Here is a 17,215-nt window from a genome sequence, read left to right as displayed (position 1 = left end):
GATTTAATCGTCCATGCCTCTGCCGCTGAACAAGCGGTTGATCATCTCCATCGAAAACCCCCGATAGGCCAGAAACCGGCCTTGCTTGGCCCGTTCTTTCGCATCGATCGGTAAATGCCCGGAGAACTTCCTGCGCCACGTTTCCTGCAGTTGTTCCTGCCAGCTGATACCGCTTTCGCGCAGGGCGAGTTCGATATCGGCACGTTGCAGACCGCGCTGGCTCAGCTCTTCGCGAATCCGCAAAGGGCCGTAGCCGGAACGGGCACGGTAGGATACAAAGCTTTCAAGGTAACGGGCTTCGGAAAGCAGCCCCTCTTCCGTCAAACGGTCGAGGGCTGTTTCGATCATCTCCGCCTCAGCGCCGCGCTGACGCAATTTGCGCGTCAGCTCGACTCGACCATGCTCGCGGCGAGCGAGCAGGTCCATGGCGGTTCGCCGCACCGCGACGAGGGTATCGAGTACGGCGGTGGTCATCGCTGCAATCAGATATCAGCGTCGGCCAGGTCGTCTTCAGTCTCTTTGACTGCAGAAGCCTTGGAGTCGATCACTGTCGGCGTCAGCAGTTTGTCACGCAGTTGCTTCTCGAGCTTCGCGGCGATTTCCGGGTTGTCCGCCAGGAACTTGGCCGAGTTGGCCTTGCCCTGACCGATCTTGGTGCCTTCGTAGGCATACCAGGCGCCGGACTTCTCGACGAAACCGTGCAACACGCCCAGGTCGATCATCTCACCATTGAGGTAGATGCCCTTGCCGTAAAGAATCTGGAACTCGGCCTGACGGAACGGCGAAGCGACCTTGTTCTTCACAACCTTGACGCGGGTTTCGCTACCGACCACTTCGTCGCCTTCCTTCACCGCGCCGGTACGGCGGATGTCGAGACGAACCGAAGCGTAGAACTTCAGCGCGTTACCACCGGTGGTGGTTTCCGGGCTACCGAACATCACGCCGATCTTCATGCGGATCTGGTTGATGAAGATCACCAGGCAGTTGGCGTTCTTGATGTTACCGGTGATTTTACGCAGCGCCTGGGACATCAGACGGGCTTGCAGGCCCACGTGCATGTCACCCATTTCGCCTTCGATTTCAGCCTTCGGTACCAGGGCAGCCACGGAGTCGACGATGATCACGTCAACGGCGTTGGAACGCACCAGCATGTCGGTGATTTCCAGGGCCTGTTCGCCGGTGTCCGGCTGCGACACCAGCAGGTCGTCGACGTTGACGCCCAGTTTGCCAGCGTACTCTGGGTCGAGGGCGTGTTCGGCGTCGACGAATGCGCAGGTCGCGCCGGCTTTCTGAGCCTGGGCGATCACGGACAGCGTCAGTGTGGTTTTACCGGAAGATTCCGGACCGTAGATTTCAACGATACGGCCTTTTGGCAGGCCGCCAATGCCGAGCGCGATGTCCAGACCCAGAGAGCCAGTCGAGATAGCCGGGATCGCCTGACGGTCTTGATCGCCCATACGCATCACGGCACCCTTGCCGAATTGACGTTCGATCTGACCCAGGGCCGCAGCCAAGGCTTTCTTCTTGTTGTCGTCCATTAAAGTCCTCACGTAATCAATAAGGCCTGACGGCCAACACCTGTATAAGTAGCCAGTATTATTCCACAGCGTTCGCGGATCGCCTACCCCTGATTTTCGATTTCTCGTGCCGCTAGTCGCAGGAGCCCCTCTAGCGCGGCCTTCACCGTTTGTCGGCGGACTTCATCGCGGTTGCCGGGGAAGTGCTGCACCTCACTGGTGACCGTTTCGCCAACACCCCAGGCCAGCCACACCGTGCCGACCGGTTTGTTCGGCGAGCCGCCGTCCGGGCCGGCCACACCACTCACCGCTACGGCAAATCGCGCCAGGCTTTTGTCCTGTGCCCCACGCACCATCGCTTCAACCACCTCGCGACTGACCGCACCCACCGTTTCGAACAACTCGGCCGGCACATTCAGTTGCTGGGTTTTCTGTCGGTTGGAGTAGGTCACATAACCCGCCTCGAACCACGCCGAACTGCCCGGAATCCGCGTAATGGCTTCGGCAATCCCGCCACCGGTACAGGATTCAGCGGTGGTGACGTGGGCATTGAGCAGTTGCAGACGTCGGCCAAGGTCAGCGGCCAGTTGAGTGATCTCTTTCACGGCGTGCTCCGGATCGTGTGGAATGCCTCCACCGTACACGACCCGGTTGCGCTTTCAATACACAGACTCATTCAAAATGTGCAGGCGCCAACGCTCTGACATACGCCTGACAAGCCTGCAAGGCAATCAGTCCACGGTCGCCGGTAGCGGTGATGGCGATAATTCGTTGAGCATGCGCCGGGTCAAGTCGGGCGCGTACGGTTGCATGATCCACGCCGCTGGCGCCGGCGGTTGCTGGCACGTTGCAGCCTGGGGTAACGTCGCTGGCGTCGAGAAGGACTGACAGGCGCACATCAGCAGTGGCAAGGCGATCGCGCAGGCGATCCTGATCACGTTGGGCATCGCTCAGCGCTCGGTAGTGGTTTTGTTCACTGGACGCGAGCCGTTGCTCCAGCGCCAGACGTTTATCCTGCTCGGCCTGTTGCACGGTGGCGGCAGTCTGCGTCAGTTGATTAAGGGTTTCAGTGTTTAACCGGGCCTGCTCGGCTAATTGCCGTTCGTAGCGCCATTCCTGAAACTGCCAGGCCGCGGCAAAAGCAGCAGCGGCCAGCAACACAATGCCGATCATTCGCCAGGGGATTGGCATAGCACCGCCCTCGCCCGCGCCCAGATCTCCAGGCGATCCTGCAAGCCGTTCAACCCGCCGTTGATGCGCCGGGTGATGGTGTTGAACTCGTCGCGGTCGGCCAGTGCGTTCAGACCCTTCTGCTCCCAGAACCATGCCGCGGACTCGGCGGCCCATTGCGGCTGTTCCAGCAACTCGGGCAACGACAGCAGCCGCTCATCGCCGAACAGGCCAACACTGCACTGAAGGTAATTCGAACGGCCGGTAATCTGGATCAACCCGCGTCCTCGGTATTTTTGCCCGTCGCCGTCGGCTTCAGGCGTGTTGCCCAGACGCAAGGCCAACGTACCTGTGTCGTATTTGCTCAGGTATTGGTTATTGCCCAGTTCGCGCACATAGCGCAGTTGCCCGGACTCGTGTCCGACTTGCGCGAGGAACGCCGCGACGCGCTTGGGAGAGTCGATGTAGCGGCGAGCCATGGCGCTGTTGAGTGCAGAAACAAAAACGCCCGCTTGGGAGCGGGCGTTGGGCATGATGTCGATAAGGTTGTTTTCAGTTATTTGCATAATGCTTGATCCTCCCTGGATAGTGCCCCGATTGAATCATGGTTGAAGGCCAATGCCGCTCAGCCATTTTTTTGCCAGAGTTTTCAGGGTGCTGTCCGGCGTCAGTTCTTCGGGGGATGCGAAGACCCAACCGAGGGTCCCGAAGTTGGCGGTCCAGTCGATTTGCGGTGCCGGAGCGATTTCAGTGATGTCGATCCAGAGCAGATCCGGATGAAACATCTCGGCCATGTTGCCGTCGGTGGAGAAGAGTTCGACCACGGTGTTCTGGGTGATGCGTGCGTAGGTTTTCATCAGGCGTACTCGTAGATGATCACGGCACCGGGAGCGCCTGCTGCGCCCGGTCTACCCGGCTGGTTGGTGGTGTTAGCAATCCCGCCCGCGCCTGAGCCATAACCTGAACCGGGCGCAGCCACACTCAATGCGACACTGCTCGCATAACCACCACTGCCAAGAGGTGAGTTTGCGCCATGCCCGGCAAGGGTTGATCCGGTGAGGCACATCCCTGGACTGCCGGCCGAACCTGCCGAATTGATAATGTTGCCTCCAGTTGAGGCTTGGCTGGGAAACCCACCCACATACAAGCCGAATCCAGGAAGCGTGAGCGGGGAACTCCAGGGAGAACCACCACCGCCGGTGGCCGAAACCAGTGAGCCAAGCGAACTTGTTCCACCACTTCCCCCGCCTGCGCTAACAGCACCCGCCGCGCCCCCAGCCCCCACGGTAATGATTTGGCTCTGCCCGATCGCGGCAGAGGATAACCAGGCTTGTGCGTAGCTACCGGAAGCGCCACCGCCTGTAAGGGAAACCTGGGTAGAGTTCGTCGCACCGATTCCCGAGCTGCCACCACCTCCGCCGACGATGGTGACCCATACGTTCTTCATTCCCACTGACGGCACATAGTTGCCGGATGCGGTAAACGTCTTGATCCCCAAGAGCCGGCCACTTGCAGCATTGCCACCACTCGCATACACCAGCACCCAACTATCCAGTGCTGCGCTGTACACCACCGAACACACACTGCCGCCGACAATCTCGGCAGGGCGCAATGCACTCGCTGCAAGACTGACCAGTGGCTTGGGCATCAAGCCGTTCGGTGCAAACGTACTCGCCCCGCTATTGGCATTACCGGCAGTAAAGCGCAGCGCCAAGCCGTCCTTCAATACAGTGACAGCAGGCACATAATTAGCCATATAGAGATTGGCCGCGCCGATGTCAGTGGCATGTTTGTCTTCACCTGCCTGACTGAGCTTCTTCATCGATTGCAACAACTGGGTTGCATCGGCTTCGCTCGGTTCAAGGCCGGCGGATTTGACGACGTTCAACAACTCATCGGTGACGCTGTTGCCCCAGATCGCCGGGATCAACGATCCGGGCAATCCCGCGACGACGTCTTCATTGACGAATTTGCCATTCACCAGCCCGACGCTGGGAACGCTTTTTGGATAGTCCATTTCAACTTCCCTGATGACTTACAGCGCAGCAGCCAACCACTTCGGCGCTACCGGCCGATGCTCGCCGAACGGAAAAAAAGAACCCTGGGGCCAGTCCCGCAATTCACGGCGATAGGTTTGCAATTCGGCGTACTGTTCGGTGGTCAATGTGGTGCCGCCGCCGTCCTCCAGCTCATCACGATCACGGGCCACCAGACCGTCGGTGGCGGCGAGCTGCGCCGTACGCCACGAGCGCTCTATGTCAGCAGCTTCATCCGGTGAAGGCGGCGGTGGATCGACGAGAATCGGATAGCCGTTATCGGCACGCACGCCGATCACTTTCGGGATGACCGCCATCTGCTGCAGCAGCGAGATCCAGTAGCCCTGAGGAATTTCGATAACGTCGTCGGGAATGTCCACTGAATTGATACCCGGTACATAGGCGCCCCGGGTACTGGCGCTGAACAAAACATTGAACGGATTCATTCAGTAGCCCTTTGCAAGGTAAAAAACACCCCAGTTCGCACTGACGTCACCGGTGTAGCTGCGAACCTTCAGCCGGCAGCCCTGTTTCGTCGCAGAGTTGGAGTACATGATGACCATCGCGCCGTCGCCCCCCGAGTGGATGGCCACGATCGATGAAAACGCGTTGGGAAAAGAGATAGGGAAACTGACATTTACGTCACCTTTGGCATCCGTGGTGCCAACGCCCCACTGGTCGATGTTACCGCTGGGATAGCGTTGATAGCCGACGTTACCTACGACACCGGAATGTGCTGTGGCGTACCTATCGCTGACCGATCCCCCATATAAACGCCACTGATTGCTCAACTTGATCAGATAAGCGGAATCACCAATATCCAGCTTCAGCGGTCCGAATGTGCCATTACAGGTTTCGATCTGTTCATTGGCTGCCGGACTGATCGTCAAAATACCGGTGCCCGCATTGATTAAGTGAAGGGTACTGGCGTGGGCAATTCCGTTGATTGAAGGCAAAGTCGCCGTGATTGGCGAGTTACTCGCAAAGCTGGCGACTCCACCGATATTGGCAGCGCTCAGAACTGTGCTCGCTCCATACGACGCGAAACCGGAAAACTGCAAACCCGTTCGGGTTACGAATTCAGTCGTTGCAACCGATTTGCCACTGTCGAATTGCGGCGCAGTCACAAATAACCTGTTACTGCGTAAAGCCCCCAACAACTGATCATTGGCGGATTCTGCAGGTGTAAGACCGGCAGTCTGGATGACCTTCAGTAATTCCTGCGTGACGCCGTTTCCCCAACTCGCCGGAATCAACGATCCCGGTTTACCCGCTACCGGATCCTCATCGACAAACTTGCCGTCCACCAGACCCGCACTGGGAACACTTTTTGGATAATCCATTACTCATCTCCTGCTCTGAAAATACATGCAACTTGATGGCGTTAACCAACATCAGCGGCGAGCCACTCGGGGGCCGAAGGCCGGGAAACTGGCGAAGGAAACTGGCTTGAATCAGGCCAGTCACGCAGCGCCTGGCGGTACTCCAGCAACTCCAGATACTGCGCGGCCTTGATCGTCGTCCCACGCCCCAGCGCCTGCTCGTCGCGATGCCGCGTCACCCACCATTCAGTGGCCAACAGGCTTGACTGACGCCACGTTCGCGCTACCGCCAAAGGCTCTTGCTCCTCGACGACCGTTTCAGGCATGACCACAGACTTGCCCATGTCCGGCAACGGTGTGACCTCATGGCGCAGTTCACTGAGAGGCGCGCCGATATCAACGTGCATGCCTTCCGGCACCTGCACCATCGCCTCGACAAAAGCCGGCGCAAACAGTTGGCTGATCGCGTAGTCACCGGTGTCAATCCGTTCCACAACCACGCCGTTTTCGATCCGTGCATAAACGGCCATTACTCGTACTCCCAGATTTCACAGAAGGCGTGCCCGCCGGCACCGCTGACGACTGAAGCGGAGGCATTCGACGAACAGGACCCGCTGCCACCAGAGCCTCGCCCGCCGGAGATACCATTTCCATTGACGCCTACACGTGTGCCACCACCGTCAAACGGGCTGGCAGCCCCGGCCCCGGAAACCACACCCCAATTGAAGTTGTACATCGCGAACTCACCAGGGGTGCCACGAGCGTTGGCCAAACCACCACCCGTGACGATTTGTCCGCCAGCGCCGCCCATGACGAAACCGACCGTCGTTGCTGTCACCGGGAATGAAAGGATTTGCCCGCCTGCACCGCCAGCGGCACTCATATAGGTGCCGAAGGAAGCACCGCCCCCGGTCATCCCGGTCGTATTGACTGCAGTGCCGCCAGCCCCCAAAGACACAGGCACGCCAGCCAGCATTTGCGCGGTCACGTCGTAGAGACTCTCCGCATAGGCACCGGAACCACCGCCACCACCGATTCGGTGATTATTGGCGGGGACGGGCTCACAGCCTCCACCGGAACCACCCGCACCGACCAAGCGCACACGTATGCGTTTCGCTCTGGGATGTGGTTTGTAGAGCGTGATTCCGACGGATTCGAACTGCCTGACTGCCAGCAACCGCCCCACTGCATCGGTAATGCCGTAACCAGCCAATGTGGTTGGGGTATTTTTCAGTTTGCTGAAGTCGACCAGTGCACCGATTGCGCTGGCCAGTTGATCGGTTCTGGCTTCATCCGGTGTCAATCCGGCGGCCTTGATCGCGTTGAGAATTTCCTGCGTGACACTGTTGCCCCACGCAGCCGGAATCAACGATCCCGGTGTTCCGGCGAGCGGGTTTTCATCGACAAAGCCGCCGTTGACCAGCCCCACGCCGGGAATGTTTTTTGGATAATCCATTGCACTGCTTCCTGTGCTGAAATCAGTTGGCTACGGTTGCGCCGGGTGCGACCGGCCAGGTAATTTCATCGGGAAAACCGGCCTGTTTTTCGATGCGGTTCAGCTCGACGCTGTAGAGCTTCCATTCGATCAGCAGCAGTTGTTCGTCATGGCTGGCATCGCCGATGTCTTCGGCGTATTGCAGGGGCGCGATGCGCAGCACGGCATCGCGTAGCAGTGCGTCGCGCTGATTGAGGCATTGCTGTCTTACGCTCGCCAAGCGAGCCTGCTCATCCTGTACCCAGGCGTTGTCGCGCCAGATATGGAACTCCCCTGGCCAGGGCTGTGCGGTCAGGGTGTCTGGCAACTCTCCCAGCTCGGTCCAGATCTGATGGGTACCGCCGTCCTTGCGATAAACCATGCCCCGACGATCGATCACTTCACGGGGGACACCGTTGATCAGCGCCCAACTGCGACCGGCTTCCGGCTCAGGCAACTCGTAAGCCAGCTCAACAGCATTACCGGGCAACTGAACGCCGATGCCTGGCGTGGCAATGAACTCGACAGGCCCGGACAGAGCGCCCGAACCATCAAATAGATAATTGAACATAAAGCGCCTCAGATGAGTTTGATGCGGCCGGGATAGGCCATGTTGCGCGGGCGGGATTTGAAGGCGTAGAGCAGTGTCGCTGACGGGTCCATTTGATAACTGGTACCCGCTGGATAAATCGGGCCGCCATTGCTCAGCCCCGATACGTACTGAGGCTCCTCTCGAGTATCCGCCCCCACTGCCGTCAGGCTGTCCGTCCAGCGCGACCCGACGGCACCGCCACCATTCGCCCCCATCGCATAAGAGTGCGTCGATCCAGGCTGAAAAGTACCCATCCCGCGTCCGGTATCCACACCACGACCTTCATCCAGAACCCGAAGGAACTCCCCTCGCCCATCAGGACCGCGAAACGTTGTCGTACCGTCACCTGTGGTCCATTTGCCCTCGGTGCTCGCCCGAAAGGCTTCAGCGCCCAACATGCCTGATTGCTGGGCGTGATCCCACAGCCACGGCCATTCCGCGCGCTTCATGACAGAGCCATTTAGCGCGCCGTATCCGCCTGGGCTGAGCATGACGGTTGTCTCGAAAAACGGCCGGCCAAGCGGGGTATTGTCGAAGCGTCCGACCGGCCACCAACTCCCGGCCCCATCACTGCGCAAATGCCACCAGTCTCCGCCGCCCATCAACACGAAAAATGGATAACCGCTGGCCGCCAGATGCGTATGAAAGCGAATGCGATCCGTGCCCGATGCCTGGATGACCATACGGTTGCCGCTGTTGTCCACCCGCCGAACAATCACATCACGCACACCGAGTGCGATGTTGGCCGGTGGTAGCAGCAAGGTCACCGGGCCGGGGCTGCCATCGATCAGGACGAGGCCGAGTTCGGCATCGGTCAGAGTTTTCGACGCGGCCAATCGGGTGATGACCGAACGCATCGGACTCGTGCTGCCGATGATCGACTGAATCGCCTTGTACAACTGCCCGGTATCCGCCTCGGACGGCACTAACCCGCCGCCGGTAACCACACTCAGAATCTCCTGAGTCACACTGTTGCCCCAAACCGCCGGAATCAACGACCCCGGCGTTCCCGCCACCGGGTTTTCATCGACTAAACGACCATCGATCAAGCCGACGCTGGGGACGCTTTTTGGATAATCCATAATTGTTTCTCCTATACCTGGAATATTGATAGGCGATGCCGACAAAGCAGCATCCAGTCACTCGGCAGTCATCCAGGCAGGCTTTTTCGGTCGAGAGCGTTTGGCGGGAAATTTCTTCGCCTGGGGCCACTTGCGCAGCGCCTGCAGGTAGGTCAGCAGCGTCAGGTATTCAGCGTCGGACAGCGTGGTGGCCTTCATCAGTTCCACTTCGTCACGGTGACGATCGCGTAACCAGACAATCCGGTTGAATTCCTGATCGCGCCATGTTTTGGCTTGGGTCGACGTTTGCTCATCTGAAAGAGCTGTCAACTCGACCAGGATCGGCAGACCTTGCTCGTCATGGGATCGCTCTGTACCCGCTACAGGATTTGCGATCACCGACTCATAACGTGCCTCGTCAATTTCAACGGCATCGTCCGGAAGGCTGGTGTGATAACCCGACAAATAAGTGTTGCCGGTGGTACGGCTATAGAAACGTTTCATTTCAGTTCCCCACCCCCAGGACAGTGACAAAACCGGAGCCACCGGAATTACTCAAGACTTGAACCTGGCTGGGATCAAAATAGGTCACCAAGGGCGGAGTGACGATATCGAAAAAGGGTGCGTTGCCGCTGTGCGAGTAACTTGCCCAGGTAGCGGCGCACTGGGTCTTGAAAGCCACCGGCCACGGTTTTGCAACATAGGTTTTATCTGTAGCGATGGTGATCACGACCCACTGGATCATGAAGCCGCCCAGCCAGCTCGGAAAAGCGATATAGCCGTTCGCGCCAATACTGTAGGAAACGCCAAACCAGAGCTTTTTCGGCGTGACGAAAGTGGTGTCATCCGCCCCCGCATTGACCTGAGTTTGAGTCGCGATCCGCGCCCAGCCAAAAACCGTTTCAGTGGCTTGCACCACTTTCTTTTCGATCGCCTGGAACACCCGTTGCGGCGTCATCAGACGGCTGCTGCTGGTACCCGCCTCGGCCTCATCCTTGCTTGCCAGAGAGTCATTTCTGCCTTTCTCGACAATTGCCGAAATCGCCGCTTTGAGTTGCGCAGTGTCGCCCTCGTCGGGGACTAGTCCGGCGGCAGTGATCACGTTGATGACTTCATCGGTAACGCTGTTGCCCCATCGCGCCGGAATCAATGAACCCGGCGTTCCCATCAATGGGTTTTCATCAACAAATTTGCCATTCACCAGCCCGGAACTGGGCACACTCTTCGGATAATCCATGGCTTATTCCTCCCTAGTCATAATTGATATGCACCTTGGTATGCGCCGGGGCACTGCGATGAATCAGGCACTCCAGCGCCGAGCCCGGATTGACGCCGAAGCGCTCGCCCCAGTAGCTCGCGCCGAAACGCCGACCGAGCAGCAAGCGCCCGCCGGTATTGAGCGTCCACATGAACTGCGCTTCCCACGTGCCCCAATGCGCCGAACCGAAACGCGAGCGGCCCATGCGTGGGGCTTCGAGTTCGGTGATGGTCGCGTTGGGGTAACCCTGGCTTTTGGCGATGTCGATGTAGTAACCGACAGCCTGGCTCCCCACCGCGAGCAAGCGCCGGCGTACGGCGAGGCGGCGGTCGTCGAACAGTGGCGTGGCGCCCAGACACGGGTCGGGCAGGTTCATCACCCGTTCCCAGTCCGGCACCAGTTCGCTGACGCCGGCCGGGTCCATCTCGTTGAGCAGGTCGGCGGCGCGGGCATCGAGGCGCGCCAGTTCGACGGCGACGCCTTGCAGCACTTCTTCCAGCTCCGGCACGCGCTCCGGGTCCCACGCCGGGCCAGTGGGCAGCAAGGCGCGCAGTTGCGCCTGATATTGCGCGGCGGTTCTTATGCCCCCCATACGCAACCTCCGAAGGTCAACAGTTCGCTTTGCCCGGCAGGCACGTCAGCGGCCGGCGCGGTCAGCGTGTGATCGTACTCACCGCCGGCGCTGCTGATGGCTTCGCGGATATGGCTGATCAGCAACGGCACGCCCAGATCGGCCTCGCGGTTGTGCAGGTCGCGCAGTTGCGCTTCAATCGCAGCGCGCACGGCGCTGGTGTCCGGATTGACGCTCTTGAAGCGATACACCACCGGCACCTGAATCGGCCGCTGCACGTGCACTTCCGCCGTCACTGGACGCAGCGGTTCGATGTAGTCCTGAACCTCCGCCAGTTGCTCATCGTTTGGCACCGGTTGCGGATCTTCGTCACGCATGATGAATACCGTCACCGTGCCCGGCCCGAGCAGGCCACCACGGCACCAGGCGCGGGTCACGCCCGGCACTTCCAGTGCCCAGGTCTCGTAGTCGCTGGCCGAGCCGCCATGGGGAATCACGCGGTAGGAACGAATCACCCGCGAGCGCAGCGACTCCAGACTTTCCCGCGCCACGCCGCCGCTGAGTCCCGGCGCCAGCACGACAAAGCTGTTGCCGACCACACCGGCAATTGGCTGCACCGGTGTCAGCGCCAGCCCGGCGTCGGCATTGCCCAGGCTGCCAGCATCGAGTGCGGCGATGGTGGTGGTGTTGCTGCCATTGGCCGTGGTGCGCGCGGCGGTGACCTTGTAGGTGCGGCCGTCATTGGTTTGCAGCAGCGTATCGGCGTCGAGCACCGCGCCGGCAGTAGCGGTAAAACTGACGCTGCCGGTGGCGACTTGCGCGGGTTTGCGCGGTTGATTCAAACGCAGAGCGGCAATGCGCTCCAGGGTCGACTCGTCGGCCTTGTCCGGCAGGATCTGCTCGGCAATCCAGTCGAGATAACCATACAAGCCATACGCGGCGCCACTGAGTGTTCGGGCCAGTACTTGCGCATCGGACTGGCGCAGCGAATCGCCGGCCAGGTCGCTTTGGGTGCGTTTGATCAGCACCGGCAGCGAAGGGGTTTCAAACGGCATAGATCACCTGCCAACTGTTATCGGGGTTGATGTCCAGACGTTCGCCGTCGGCCAGCGTCAGGACCGTGCGCAGGTTCAGGCGCTGGGCGTCGAGGCGTTCGCTGATGATGTCGATGGCGCTGCAGTGGCCGTCGTCGATCAGCCACTGCAAGGCTTCACGGGCATAGAACTCGGCGTCCATCTGCGTTTGTCGGGTCAGCTTGACCCGGCGCAGCAGCCACAGCCGCGAGCCGATACGATCGTCGGCCACGGTAGGAAAGCTGTCGCCCCACCAGCCGAAGCGCTCTTCGTCGTCGAGGGCGTCGTCATCGGCGGCGCGGCGCCAGGTGAAGAGGCTGATCAGTACGGAGCGCGTCAGTGCAGCGTGGAGGTTTTGGCTGATCAGCATCACTTGCCTCCTGCCGGCGCGCCGGTCTGGCCGCTGCCGGGCTGTACACCGACGTGCACGTGTTTGATCTGGCTGATGCCACCGGCGATTTGATCGCCGGTGGAAACGATCTTGCCGGTCTGGTTGATCACCGGCGTATCGAAGTTCACCGCGCTGCTGGCACGGATGTTCAGCGTGGCGGTTTCGATATCGATGATCCGCCCGCGCTTGAAGTGAATCCTGTCGCCCTCGTCGGTGTAGATCGCCACTTCGCCCGACGCCAGCGATTGCAGGCGATAGCGGCGGTCAGCGATGACCAGGGCGATGGCGTGGGAACGGTCGCCGCCGAGAAAGGTGACGACACCTTCGGCACCGGCCAGCGGATGGCTGGTGAAGCCGTAAGGTTCGAAGTGCTCCATGTCGTCGTTCACTTCGCCGGCGGTGAGGCGCATTTGCAGCGATTGCAGCTTGGATGCCGAATTGGCGAGCACGACAGTGCCGCGCGCCAGCAGGCGTGTCAGTAGGCTCATGAATTGTCCTCAGTGGTGAGGTTGATGCCGATCCCTGTGGGAGCGAGCTTGCTCGCGAAAGCGGTGGGTCAGATACACGTATGTTGAGAGTGCCGATGCCTTCGCGAGCAAGCTCGCTCCCACAGGGTCGGGCGTCAGGCTAATGGTTTTTTCGGGGGGCTGGGATTGGCGTCGAAGGTATGCGGTGGCGCCACTTGCAGCGTGGTCACCGAACCTTGTGCCGACAGTGAATAAGTGACCTTGGATATCAGCATGTCGCCATCAAATCCAAGCACCGGATCCGTGACTTTGACCAGCGTGTTGTGCCGCCAAAGATCACCGTTGGCCTGACGCCAGCCCTGCACCTGATATGTGGTGGTCTGCGCCCGCCCCATACGGGTGGTGCTCTCCCACTGGGCGCGTTGCTGGGCCAGTTCGAATGTCAGCGCGGTGCCCTCGTTGATGATGGTGGTGCGGCGACGTTTGAAGCTCAGATCGGTCGCGCTGGATTCAACCTCGCTGACTGCCGCCCCGCTCTTCTTGTCCGAACCTTTCTGCTGGCCGATCACCCGGTATTCGGAGAACACCTGGCTCTGATCCATAGCTGCGTTGGCCGACAGGATATTCTTGCCCAGCTCCAGCGCATCACTGGCCCGCCCACCGCTGCCAGGCTTGGCCAGCACCAGCCGGCCCTGCGCGTCATCGGTAGAAAACACCCGGAACAGCGAGAGCAACCGGTCGATCGACTGGAACACCGTTTCGCCCGGCACGATGGTGTGCTTGGCGAGCCGCGCGGTCTCGGGAATTTCATTGACCACCATCAACGAGTATTCCATGGCCAGCGCCTGCACGATGCTCAGCAACGGTTGCTCCTGCCATTGATTGGGCCGGTTGGTGGCCGCGCAATCGACCAGGTCCTGGGTCTTGGAACTGCCCTCGATGCTCAGGCTGATCTGGCGCCCGTCATAGCTGATCGGAGCCTTGAACACGTAGCCGGTGAGCACCAGGTCCTGGCCGATTTTCACTTCGCAGGGGTCACCCGGCTTGATCCGCTGGTCCACCGTCTGCCCCGGCCACTGCCAGGTGATGTCAAGTTTGAAAGTGCGGAACTGGCGCTCCAGATCGGCCGTGATCTCCACGCTTTTCCAGCCGCCGTATTCCATGTTGTTGACGGTCAACGTGACGCGGTTATCCATCTCGCTCATGGTTCACTCCCTGGACACTTTCACGTCGTTGGGGGAAAAGCCCGGATGGTTCATCGCGTTGCTCTGAGTCACCTGAGTCACCCGTGTGGCATCGGCAAATTGCTTGTAGGCCACAACCAGCGCCGGCAGGCTTTCCTGGAACGATTTGGTGACCTGTCGCACACCGGATGACGCCACTGCCTTGAGATGCGCCAGCAGTGCTTCCTTGACATCGTTGATTGCCTGGTGGTGCTGGGGATCGGCCTTGTCCAGCATCGGATCAATGGCCACCCCGACCGCCTTCTGCAGCGCTTTCATTTCATCGGTCACCGGTACTTCCTGACGGGTCACCGGTTGATCCGCTTGATGAGCCACCGAAGGTGTCGACGACAGTTTCACTGCGGGGGTCGCCACTGGCATCGACGCCACCCACTGCGCCACTTTGACCAGCATTGTGTCCTGCACCAGATCGGCCATGGCTTGCGCCGCGGCGTTGGTGTCCTTGCCGGTGGTAATCTTCGGCGCATCAGCTTTGCGGATGGCTTCGAGTTGCTGGGAGACGTCGGCAATCACGCCACGGTAACCCTCCTTCGCAAACTCCTTGAGCGCCTTGATATCGCCGAGCAAACCCTTGAATTCCGCTGCCACTTCCTTGGGCAACTCCTTCACGGCTTTAACCAGTTCAGTGATCTGTTTGTACTGCTCGATCAGCGGTTTGAGCTGCTCCTTGATCACCTCATAAACCCCGGTCAGGCTGTTGCGCAGATTGGCGATGCCGATCCGCGCAGCCTTGATCAGCGTCATCGCCTGTTCGAAGCGTGCCACCGCCGAACCCAGCAGTGTGTCTGCCTTGACCAGCAAGACTTTCTGCGTGCTGACGCTGGCAGTCGGGAACGGCAACGGCTGATCGGGATAGAACTTCAGAGTAAAGGTCACCAACCCGCCGTCCTGGCGGGTGTGGGTCATGTCGCATTCACCGACCTTGACTTGCAGTCGCCCCAGCCACGGATGCACCAGTTCACCACTGCCCGCCTCCAATGCCTTGAGCAGCTTGTCGCGCTGCTCCAGGCAATCGGCGCCGATGATGAATGCGGTGACGTCGTGAATCCTGGCCTGCTGGCCGAGGTCTTCGAAGTACGGCAGGTCACGTTGCGGATACTCGTGCAACTGACCTTTGCGACCGACCGGGGTTTTCGCCTGATCGATCCAGAAACCGACACCACGAAAGGATGCCGGCAACAAACGGTCACGCCAGTTCATTGGAACCTCCTGCCGACAACGAGCGATAGCCAATGCGCGAAGACAGCGCCAGGCCCGGTTGATTGCTTTGCGGTTGATCGGTGCGCAATCCGGCCGGCGCATTTTCGAAGCGCACGGTCAGGCCGCCTTCGAGTTGCGTGCGGTTGTTGATTGCGCTTTGTTGAATCAGTGCGCCGGAAGTCTGTGGCAACGAACCACTTTGCAGTGCACCGTTACCCGCTGCTTGCGGCGTCGCCCCGAAGAACGCCGGCGCCAGCTCCCCTTTGCCTTCGGCATTGGTCTGGCGTTGCGCCTCGGTGAACGTTTCAACCTTGCCGGTGACCTTGGCGATCAGTCCGGCAAAGCCACCGTCGAACAACTCCTTGATCGGCGCAATGACGGTTTGCAGTTTTTGCCACAACTCGCCGAACCACTCGGTGATCGGCCCCCAGTTCTTGATGATCTGCCCCAACGGCGTCCATTCGAACATGCTGTGCAGAAACTCCAGCACCGGCGCGGCCAACGCTTGCACCACGCCCCACAGCGCCGAAAACACTTCGCTGATCGGTTGCCAGTACATCGCGATCTGTTCCAGCGGCGACCATTCGAACAAGCTCTGGAAGAAGCTTTTGATCTGCTGCGCCGACACTTGCAATGCGGCCCAGATCGGTTCGAAGAAGGTCACGATGCTGCCCCAGTTGTTGACGATCATGCCCAGCGGGGAGTAATCGAACAACGTGCCGAAGAAGTCCTTGATGGCTTGTGCCGCCGGTTGCAGCGCCGTCCAGATCGAGGCAAAGAACCCGGTGATCGCCCCCCAGTTGTTGATGATCATCCCCAACGGTGTCCAGTCGAACAGACCTTTGAGGAACGCCATCACCGGCACACTCAAGGCCTTGAGCAAGTCCCAGATCGCCGAAAACAGACCGGTCAGCGGCGTCCAGTTTTCCAAGATCATGCCGGCGGGCGTCCACGAAAACACCGACTTGAAAAAGTCGAACACTGGCGCGGTGACCGCTTTGACCTTGTCCCAGATCCCGGAGAAAAATCCCGCGACCGGTAACCACAGCGCCGCCAGTGCATCCAGCGGTCGCCAATCGAGGATCGAGCGCAACGTCGCCATCGCACTCACCCCGATGTTTTTCACGCCCTCCCACATGCCTTTGAAGAAGGCGCTGATCGGCGTCCAGTTGGCATAAATCAAACCGGCCGCCACCGCGATGCCCATCGCGATCAACATGATCGGATTGGTCTTGAGCACCATGCTCATCACGTCCATCACCTGGGTCATACCGGTGACAGCGGTTTGCATGGCGGAGAAGGCAATCGCCCCCGCCGCCAGGCCCTCGACCAGCTTCGGGTTGTCGGCGAGCAGGCTGCCGACCTGGGTCAGCATCGGTTCCAGCCCGACCACCAACGCCCCCACCGCCGGTACCAGTGCCGCGTCCACGGCTGCGGAAACCTTTTCCATCGATGCACTGAACACGTTCATGTTCTGCGCGGCGACTTTCGGTGTGGCGGGCAGGTCGACGGTTTTTGCAGCGTCGCCCACTTCGGTCAATTTGCCCTGAAATGCTGCTGCCGACTTGATGCCATCCACAAACGGCGTGATCACGCTGCCGCCCTTGAACAGCCCGCTGATGTCCAATTTGTCGAGGCCGACCTGCTCGAGATTTTTCTTGAAACTGCCGACCTTGGCCTGAAGGGCGCCGAGCTTGGGCGATAGCTCATCGATGCCCGTGATCAGCACCGGCGTTTTCACTTTTTTCTCTTCGTCTGCCATCACTGCACCTGCTGCATCGCATTGATCCGTTGCGCGTGCTCCAGCGATTCGCGGAGCACATCCAGTGGCTTGGCCAT

At 59.9% G+C, this 17,215-nt stretch carries 22 protein-coding genes; all 22 read right to left on the bottom strand.

What is annotated here, in order from left to right:
• Positions 1-3: 3 nt before the first annotated feature.
• Entirely contained in the window at positions 4-474 is a 471-nt protein-coding gene (recX, locus tag ACZ0A4_RS01095) for a recombination regulator RecX (RefSeq protein ID WP_095112456.1), read from the bottom strand.
• 8 nt (positions 475-482) lie between these two features.
• Positions 483-1,538 carry a recombinase RecA gene (gene recA, locus ACZ0A4_RS01090; RefSeq protein ID WP_008077164.1) on the bottom strand — a complete coding sequence of 352 codons (1,056 nt, stop codon included), beginning with the start codon at positions 1,536-1,538 and terminating at the stop codon, positions 483-485.
• 83 nt (positions 1,539-1,621) lie between these two features.
• The gene (locus tag ACZ0A4_RS01085; RefSeq protein WP_322846114.1) at positions 1,622-2,122 is read right to left on the bottom strand and encodes a CinA family protein; all 501 of its coding nucleotides are present in this window, start codon (positions 2,120-2,122) and stop codon (positions 1,622-1,624) included.
• Between the two features lie 67 nt (positions 2,123-2,189).
• Positions 2,190-2,708 carry a lysis system i-spanin subunit Rz gene (locus ACZ0A4_RS01080; RefSeq protein WP_463572718.1) on the bottom strand — a complete coding sequence of 173 codons (519 nt, stop codon included), beginning with the start codon at positions 2,706-2,708 and terminating at the stop codon, positions 2,190-2,192.
• Positions 2,687-3,253 (bottom strand): glycoside hydrolase family 19 protein, encoded by a 567-nt coding sequence (locus ACZ0A4_RS01075; RefSeq protein ID WP_463572717.1) that lies wholly within the window; start codon positions 3,251-3,253, stop codon positions 2,687-2,689. Before ACZ0A4_RS01075 ends, ACZ0A4_RS01080 begins: the two co-directional genes overlap by 22 nt.
• Positions 3,254-3,289: 36 nt before the next feature.
• A complete protein-coding gene (locus ACZ0A4_RS01070) occupies positions 3,290-3,544 on the bottom strand; it encodes a hypothetical protein (RefSeq protein WP_160056301.1) in 255 nt (84 codons plus the stop codon).
• Complete coding sequence (locus ACZ0A4_RS01065; RefSeq protein ID WP_463572716.1) at positions 3,544-4,704, bottom strand: glycine-rich domain-containing protein; 1,161 nt, start codon at positions 4,702-4,704, stop codon at positions 3,544-3,546. Before ACZ0A4_RS01065 ends, ACZ0A4_RS01070 begins: the two co-directional genes overlap by 1 nt.
• A gap of 18 nt (positions 4,705-4,722) precedes the next feature.
• Complete coding sequence (locus ACZ0A4_RS01060; protein WP_463572715.1) at positions 4,723-5,169, bottom strand: tail fiber assembly protein; 447 nt, start codon at positions 5,167-5,169, stop codon at positions 4,723-4,725.
• Positions 5,170-6,066, bottom strand: a complete 897-nt coding sequence (locus tag ACZ0A4_RS01055) for a gp53-like domain-containing protein (protein ID WP_463572714.1) — start codon at positions 6,064-6,066, stop codon at positions 5,170-5,172.
• A 41-nt stretch (positions 6,067-6,107) separates the two neighbouring features.
• Positions 6,108-6,575: a phage tail assembly chaperone gene (locus tag ACZ0A4_RS01050; protein WP_463572713.1), complete on the bottom strand. Its 468-nt coding sequence runs from the start codon at positions 6,573-6,575 to the stop codon at positions 6,108-6,110.
• Entirely contained in the window at positions 6,575-7,501 is a 927-nt protein-coding gene (locus ACZ0A4_RS01045; protein ID WP_463572712.1) for a glycine-rich domain-containing protein, read from the bottom strand. The genes ACZ0A4_RS01050 and ACZ0A4_RS01045 overlap by 1 nt, the downstream gene beginning before the upstream one ends.
• A gap of 22 nt (positions 7,502-7,523) precedes the next feature.
• Positions 7,524-8,090 (bottom strand): tail fiber assembly protein, encoded by a 567-nt coding sequence (locus ACZ0A4_RS01040; RefSeq protein ID WP_463572711.1) that lies wholly within the window; start codon positions 8,088-8,090, stop codon positions 7,524-7,526.
• Positions 8,091-8,098: 8 nt separating this feature from the next.
• The gene (locus ACZ0A4_RS01035) at positions 8,099-9,193 is read right to left on the bottom strand and encodes a phage tail protein (RefSeq protein WP_463572710.1); all 1,095 of its coding nucleotides are present in this window, start codon (positions 9,191-9,193) and stop codon (positions 8,099-8,101) included.
• A gap of 57 nt (positions 9,194-9,250) precedes the next feature.
• Positions 9,251-9,676 (bottom strand): phage tail protein, encoded by a 426-nt coding sequence (locus ACZ0A4_RS01030; RefSeq protein ID WP_463572708.1) that lies wholly within the window; start codon positions 9,674-9,676, stop codon positions 9,251-9,253.
• Position 9,677: 1 nt separating this feature from the next.
• The gene (locus ACZ0A4_RS01025) at positions 9,678-10,409 is read right to left on the bottom strand and encodes a hypothetical protein (RefSeq protein ID WP_463572707.1); all 732 of its coding nucleotides are present in this window, start codon (positions 10,407-10,409) and stop codon (positions 9,678-9,680) included.
• A gap of 13 nt (positions 10,410-10,422) precedes the next feature.
• Positions 10,423-11,022, bottom strand: a complete 600-nt coding sequence (locus ACZ0A4_RS01020; RefSeq protein WP_077571357.1) for a YmfQ family protein — start codon at positions 11,020-11,022, stop codon at positions 10,423-10,425.
• Complete coding sequence (locus ACZ0A4_RS01015) at positions 11,010-12,056, bottom strand: baseplate J/gp47 family protein (RefSeq protein ID WP_463572705.1); 1,047 nt, start codon at positions 12,054-12,056, stop codon at positions 11,010-11,012. The genes ACZ0A4_RS01020 and ACZ0A4_RS01015 overlap by 13 nt, the downstream gene beginning before the upstream one ends.
• A complete protein-coding gene (locus tag ACZ0A4_RS01010; protein WP_018926967.1) occupies positions 12,046-12,444 on the bottom strand; it encodes a phage GP46 family protein in 399 nt (132 codons plus the stop codon). The genes ACZ0A4_RS01015 and ACZ0A4_RS01010 overlap by 11 nt, the downstream gene beginning before the upstream one ends.
• Complete coding sequence (locus ACZ0A4_RS01005; RefSeq protein WP_463572703.1) at positions 12,444-12,953, bottom strand: phage baseplate assembly protein V; 510 nt, start codon at positions 12,951-12,953, stop codon at positions 12,444-12,446. The genes ACZ0A4_RS01010 and ACZ0A4_RS01005 overlap by 1 nt, the downstream gene beginning before the upstream one ends.
• Positions 12,954-13,087: 134 nt before the next feature.
• Positions 13,088-14,137, bottom strand: a complete 1,050-nt coding sequence (locus ACZ0A4_RS01000) for a phage baseplate assembly protein (RefSeq protein ID WP_463572702.1) — start codon at positions 14,135-14,137, stop codon at positions 13,088-13,090.
• Between the two features lie 3 nt (positions 14,138-14,140).
• The gene (locus ACZ0A4_RS00995; protein ID WP_463572700.1) at positions 14,141-15,376 is read right to left on the bottom strand and encodes a DNA circularization protein; all 1,236 of its coding nucleotides are present in this window, start codon (positions 15,374-15,376) and stop codon (positions 14,141-14,143) included.
• On the bottom strand, positions 15,363-17,138 hold the full coding sequence (locus ACZ0A4_RS00990) for a phage tail tape measure protein (protein WP_463572698.1): 1,776 nt from the start codon (positions 17,136-17,138) through the stop codon (positions 15,363-15,365). The genes ACZ0A4_RS00995 and ACZ0A4_RS00990 overlap by 14 nt, the downstream gene beginning before the upstream one ends.
• Positions 17,139-17,215 lie beyond the last annotated feature (77 nt).

The sequence above is a fragment of the Pseudomonas sp. AC172 genome (assembly GCF_979258595.1).
The sequence above is the reverse complement of the archived record's forward strand: the minus strand, read 5'-3'. Positions and strand labels throughout refer to the sequence as shown.

Excerpts from the sequence above, each read along its gene's own strand:
- recX (WP_095112456.1), bottom strand. The coding sequence starts at position 474 with ATGACCACCGCCGTACTCGATACCCTCGTCGCGGTGCGGCGAACCGCC.
- recA (WP_008077164.1), bottom strand. The coding sequence starts at position 1,538 with ATGGACGACAACAAGAAGAAAGCCTTGGCTGCGGCCCTGGGTCAGATC.
- ACZ0A4_RS01080 (WP_463572718.1), bottom strand. The coding sequence starts at position 2,708 with ATGCCAATCCCCTGGCGAATGATCGGCATTGTGTTGCTGGCCGCTGCT.
- ACZ0A4_RS01075 (WP_463572717.1), bottom strand. The coding sequence starts at position 3,253 with ATGCAAATAACTGAAAACAACCTTATCGACATCATGCCCAACGCCCGC.
- ACZ0A4_RS01070 (WP_160056301.1), bottom strand. The coding sequence starts at position 3,544 with ATGAAAACCTACGCACGCATCACCCAGAACACCGTGGTCGAACTCTTC.
- ACZ0A4_RS01065 (WP_463572716.1), bottom strand. The coding sequence starts at position 4,704 with ATGGACTATCCAAAAAGCGTTCCCAGCGTCGGGCTGGTGAATGGCAAA.
- ACZ0A4_RS01060 (WP_463572715.1), bottom strand. The coding sequence starts at position 5,169 with ATGAATCCGTTCAATGTTTTGTTCAGCGCCAGTACCCGGGGCGCCTAT.
- ACZ0A4_RS01055 (WP_463572714.1), bottom strand. The coding sequence starts at position 6,066 with ATGGATTATCCAAAAAGTGTTCCCAGTGCGGGTCTGGTGGACGGCAAG.
- ACZ0A4_RS01050 (WP_463572713.1), bottom strand. The coding sequence starts at position 6,575 with ATGGCCGTTTATGCACGGATCGAAAACGGCGTGGTTGTGGAACGGATT.
- ACZ0A4_RS01045 (WP_463572712.1), bottom strand. The coding sequence starts at position 7,501 with ATGGATTATCCAAAAAACATTCCCGGCGTGGGGCTGGTCAACGGCGGC.
- ACZ0A4_RS01040 (WP_463572711.1), bottom strand. The coding sequence starts at position 8,090 with ATGTTCAATTATCTATTTGATGGTTCGGGCGCTCTGTCCGGGCCTGTC.
- ACZ0A4_RS01035 (WP_463572710.1), bottom strand. The coding sequence starts at position 9,193 with ATGGATTATCCAAAAAGCGTCCCCAGCGTCGGCTTGATCGATGGTCGT.
- ACZ0A4_RS01030 (WP_463572708.1), bottom strand. The coding sequence starts at position 9,676 with ATGAAACGTTTCTATAGCCGTACCACCGGCAACACTTATTTGTCGGGT.
- ACZ0A4_RS01025 (WP_463572707.1), bottom strand. The coding sequence starts at position 10,409 with ATGGATTATCCGAAGAGTGTGCCCAGTTCCGGGCTGGTGAATGGCAAA.
- ACZ0A4_RS01020 (WP_077571357.1), bottom strand. The coding sequence starts at position 11,022 with ATGGGGGGCATAAGAACCGCCGCGCAATATCAGGCGCAACTGCGCGCC.
- ACZ0A4_RS01015 (WP_463572705.1), bottom strand. The coding sequence starts at position 12,056 with ATGCCGTTTGAAACCCCTTCGCTGCCGGTGCTGATCAAACGCACCCAA.
- ACZ0A4_RS01010 (WP_018926967.1), bottom strand. The coding sequence starts at position 12,444 with ATGCTGATCAGCCAAAACCTCCACGCTGCACTGACGCGCTCCGTACTG.
- ACZ0A4_RS01005 (WP_463572703.1), bottom strand. The coding sequence starts at position 12,953 with ATGAGCCTACTGACACGCCTGCTGGCGCGCGGCACTGTCGTGCTCGCC.
- ACZ0A4_RS01000 (WP_463572702.1), bottom strand. The coding sequence starts at position 14,137 with ATGAGCGAGATGGATAACCGCGTCACGTTGACCGTCAACAACATGGAA.
- ACZ0A4_RS00995 (WP_463572700.1), bottom strand. The coding sequence starts at position 15,376 with ATGAACTGGCGTGACCGTTTGTTGCCGGCATCCTTTCGTGGTGTCGGT.
- ACZ0A4_RS00990 (WP_463572698.1), bottom strand. The coding sequence starts at position 17,138 with ATGGCAGACGAAGAGAAAAAAGTGAAAACGCCGGTGCTGATCACGGGC.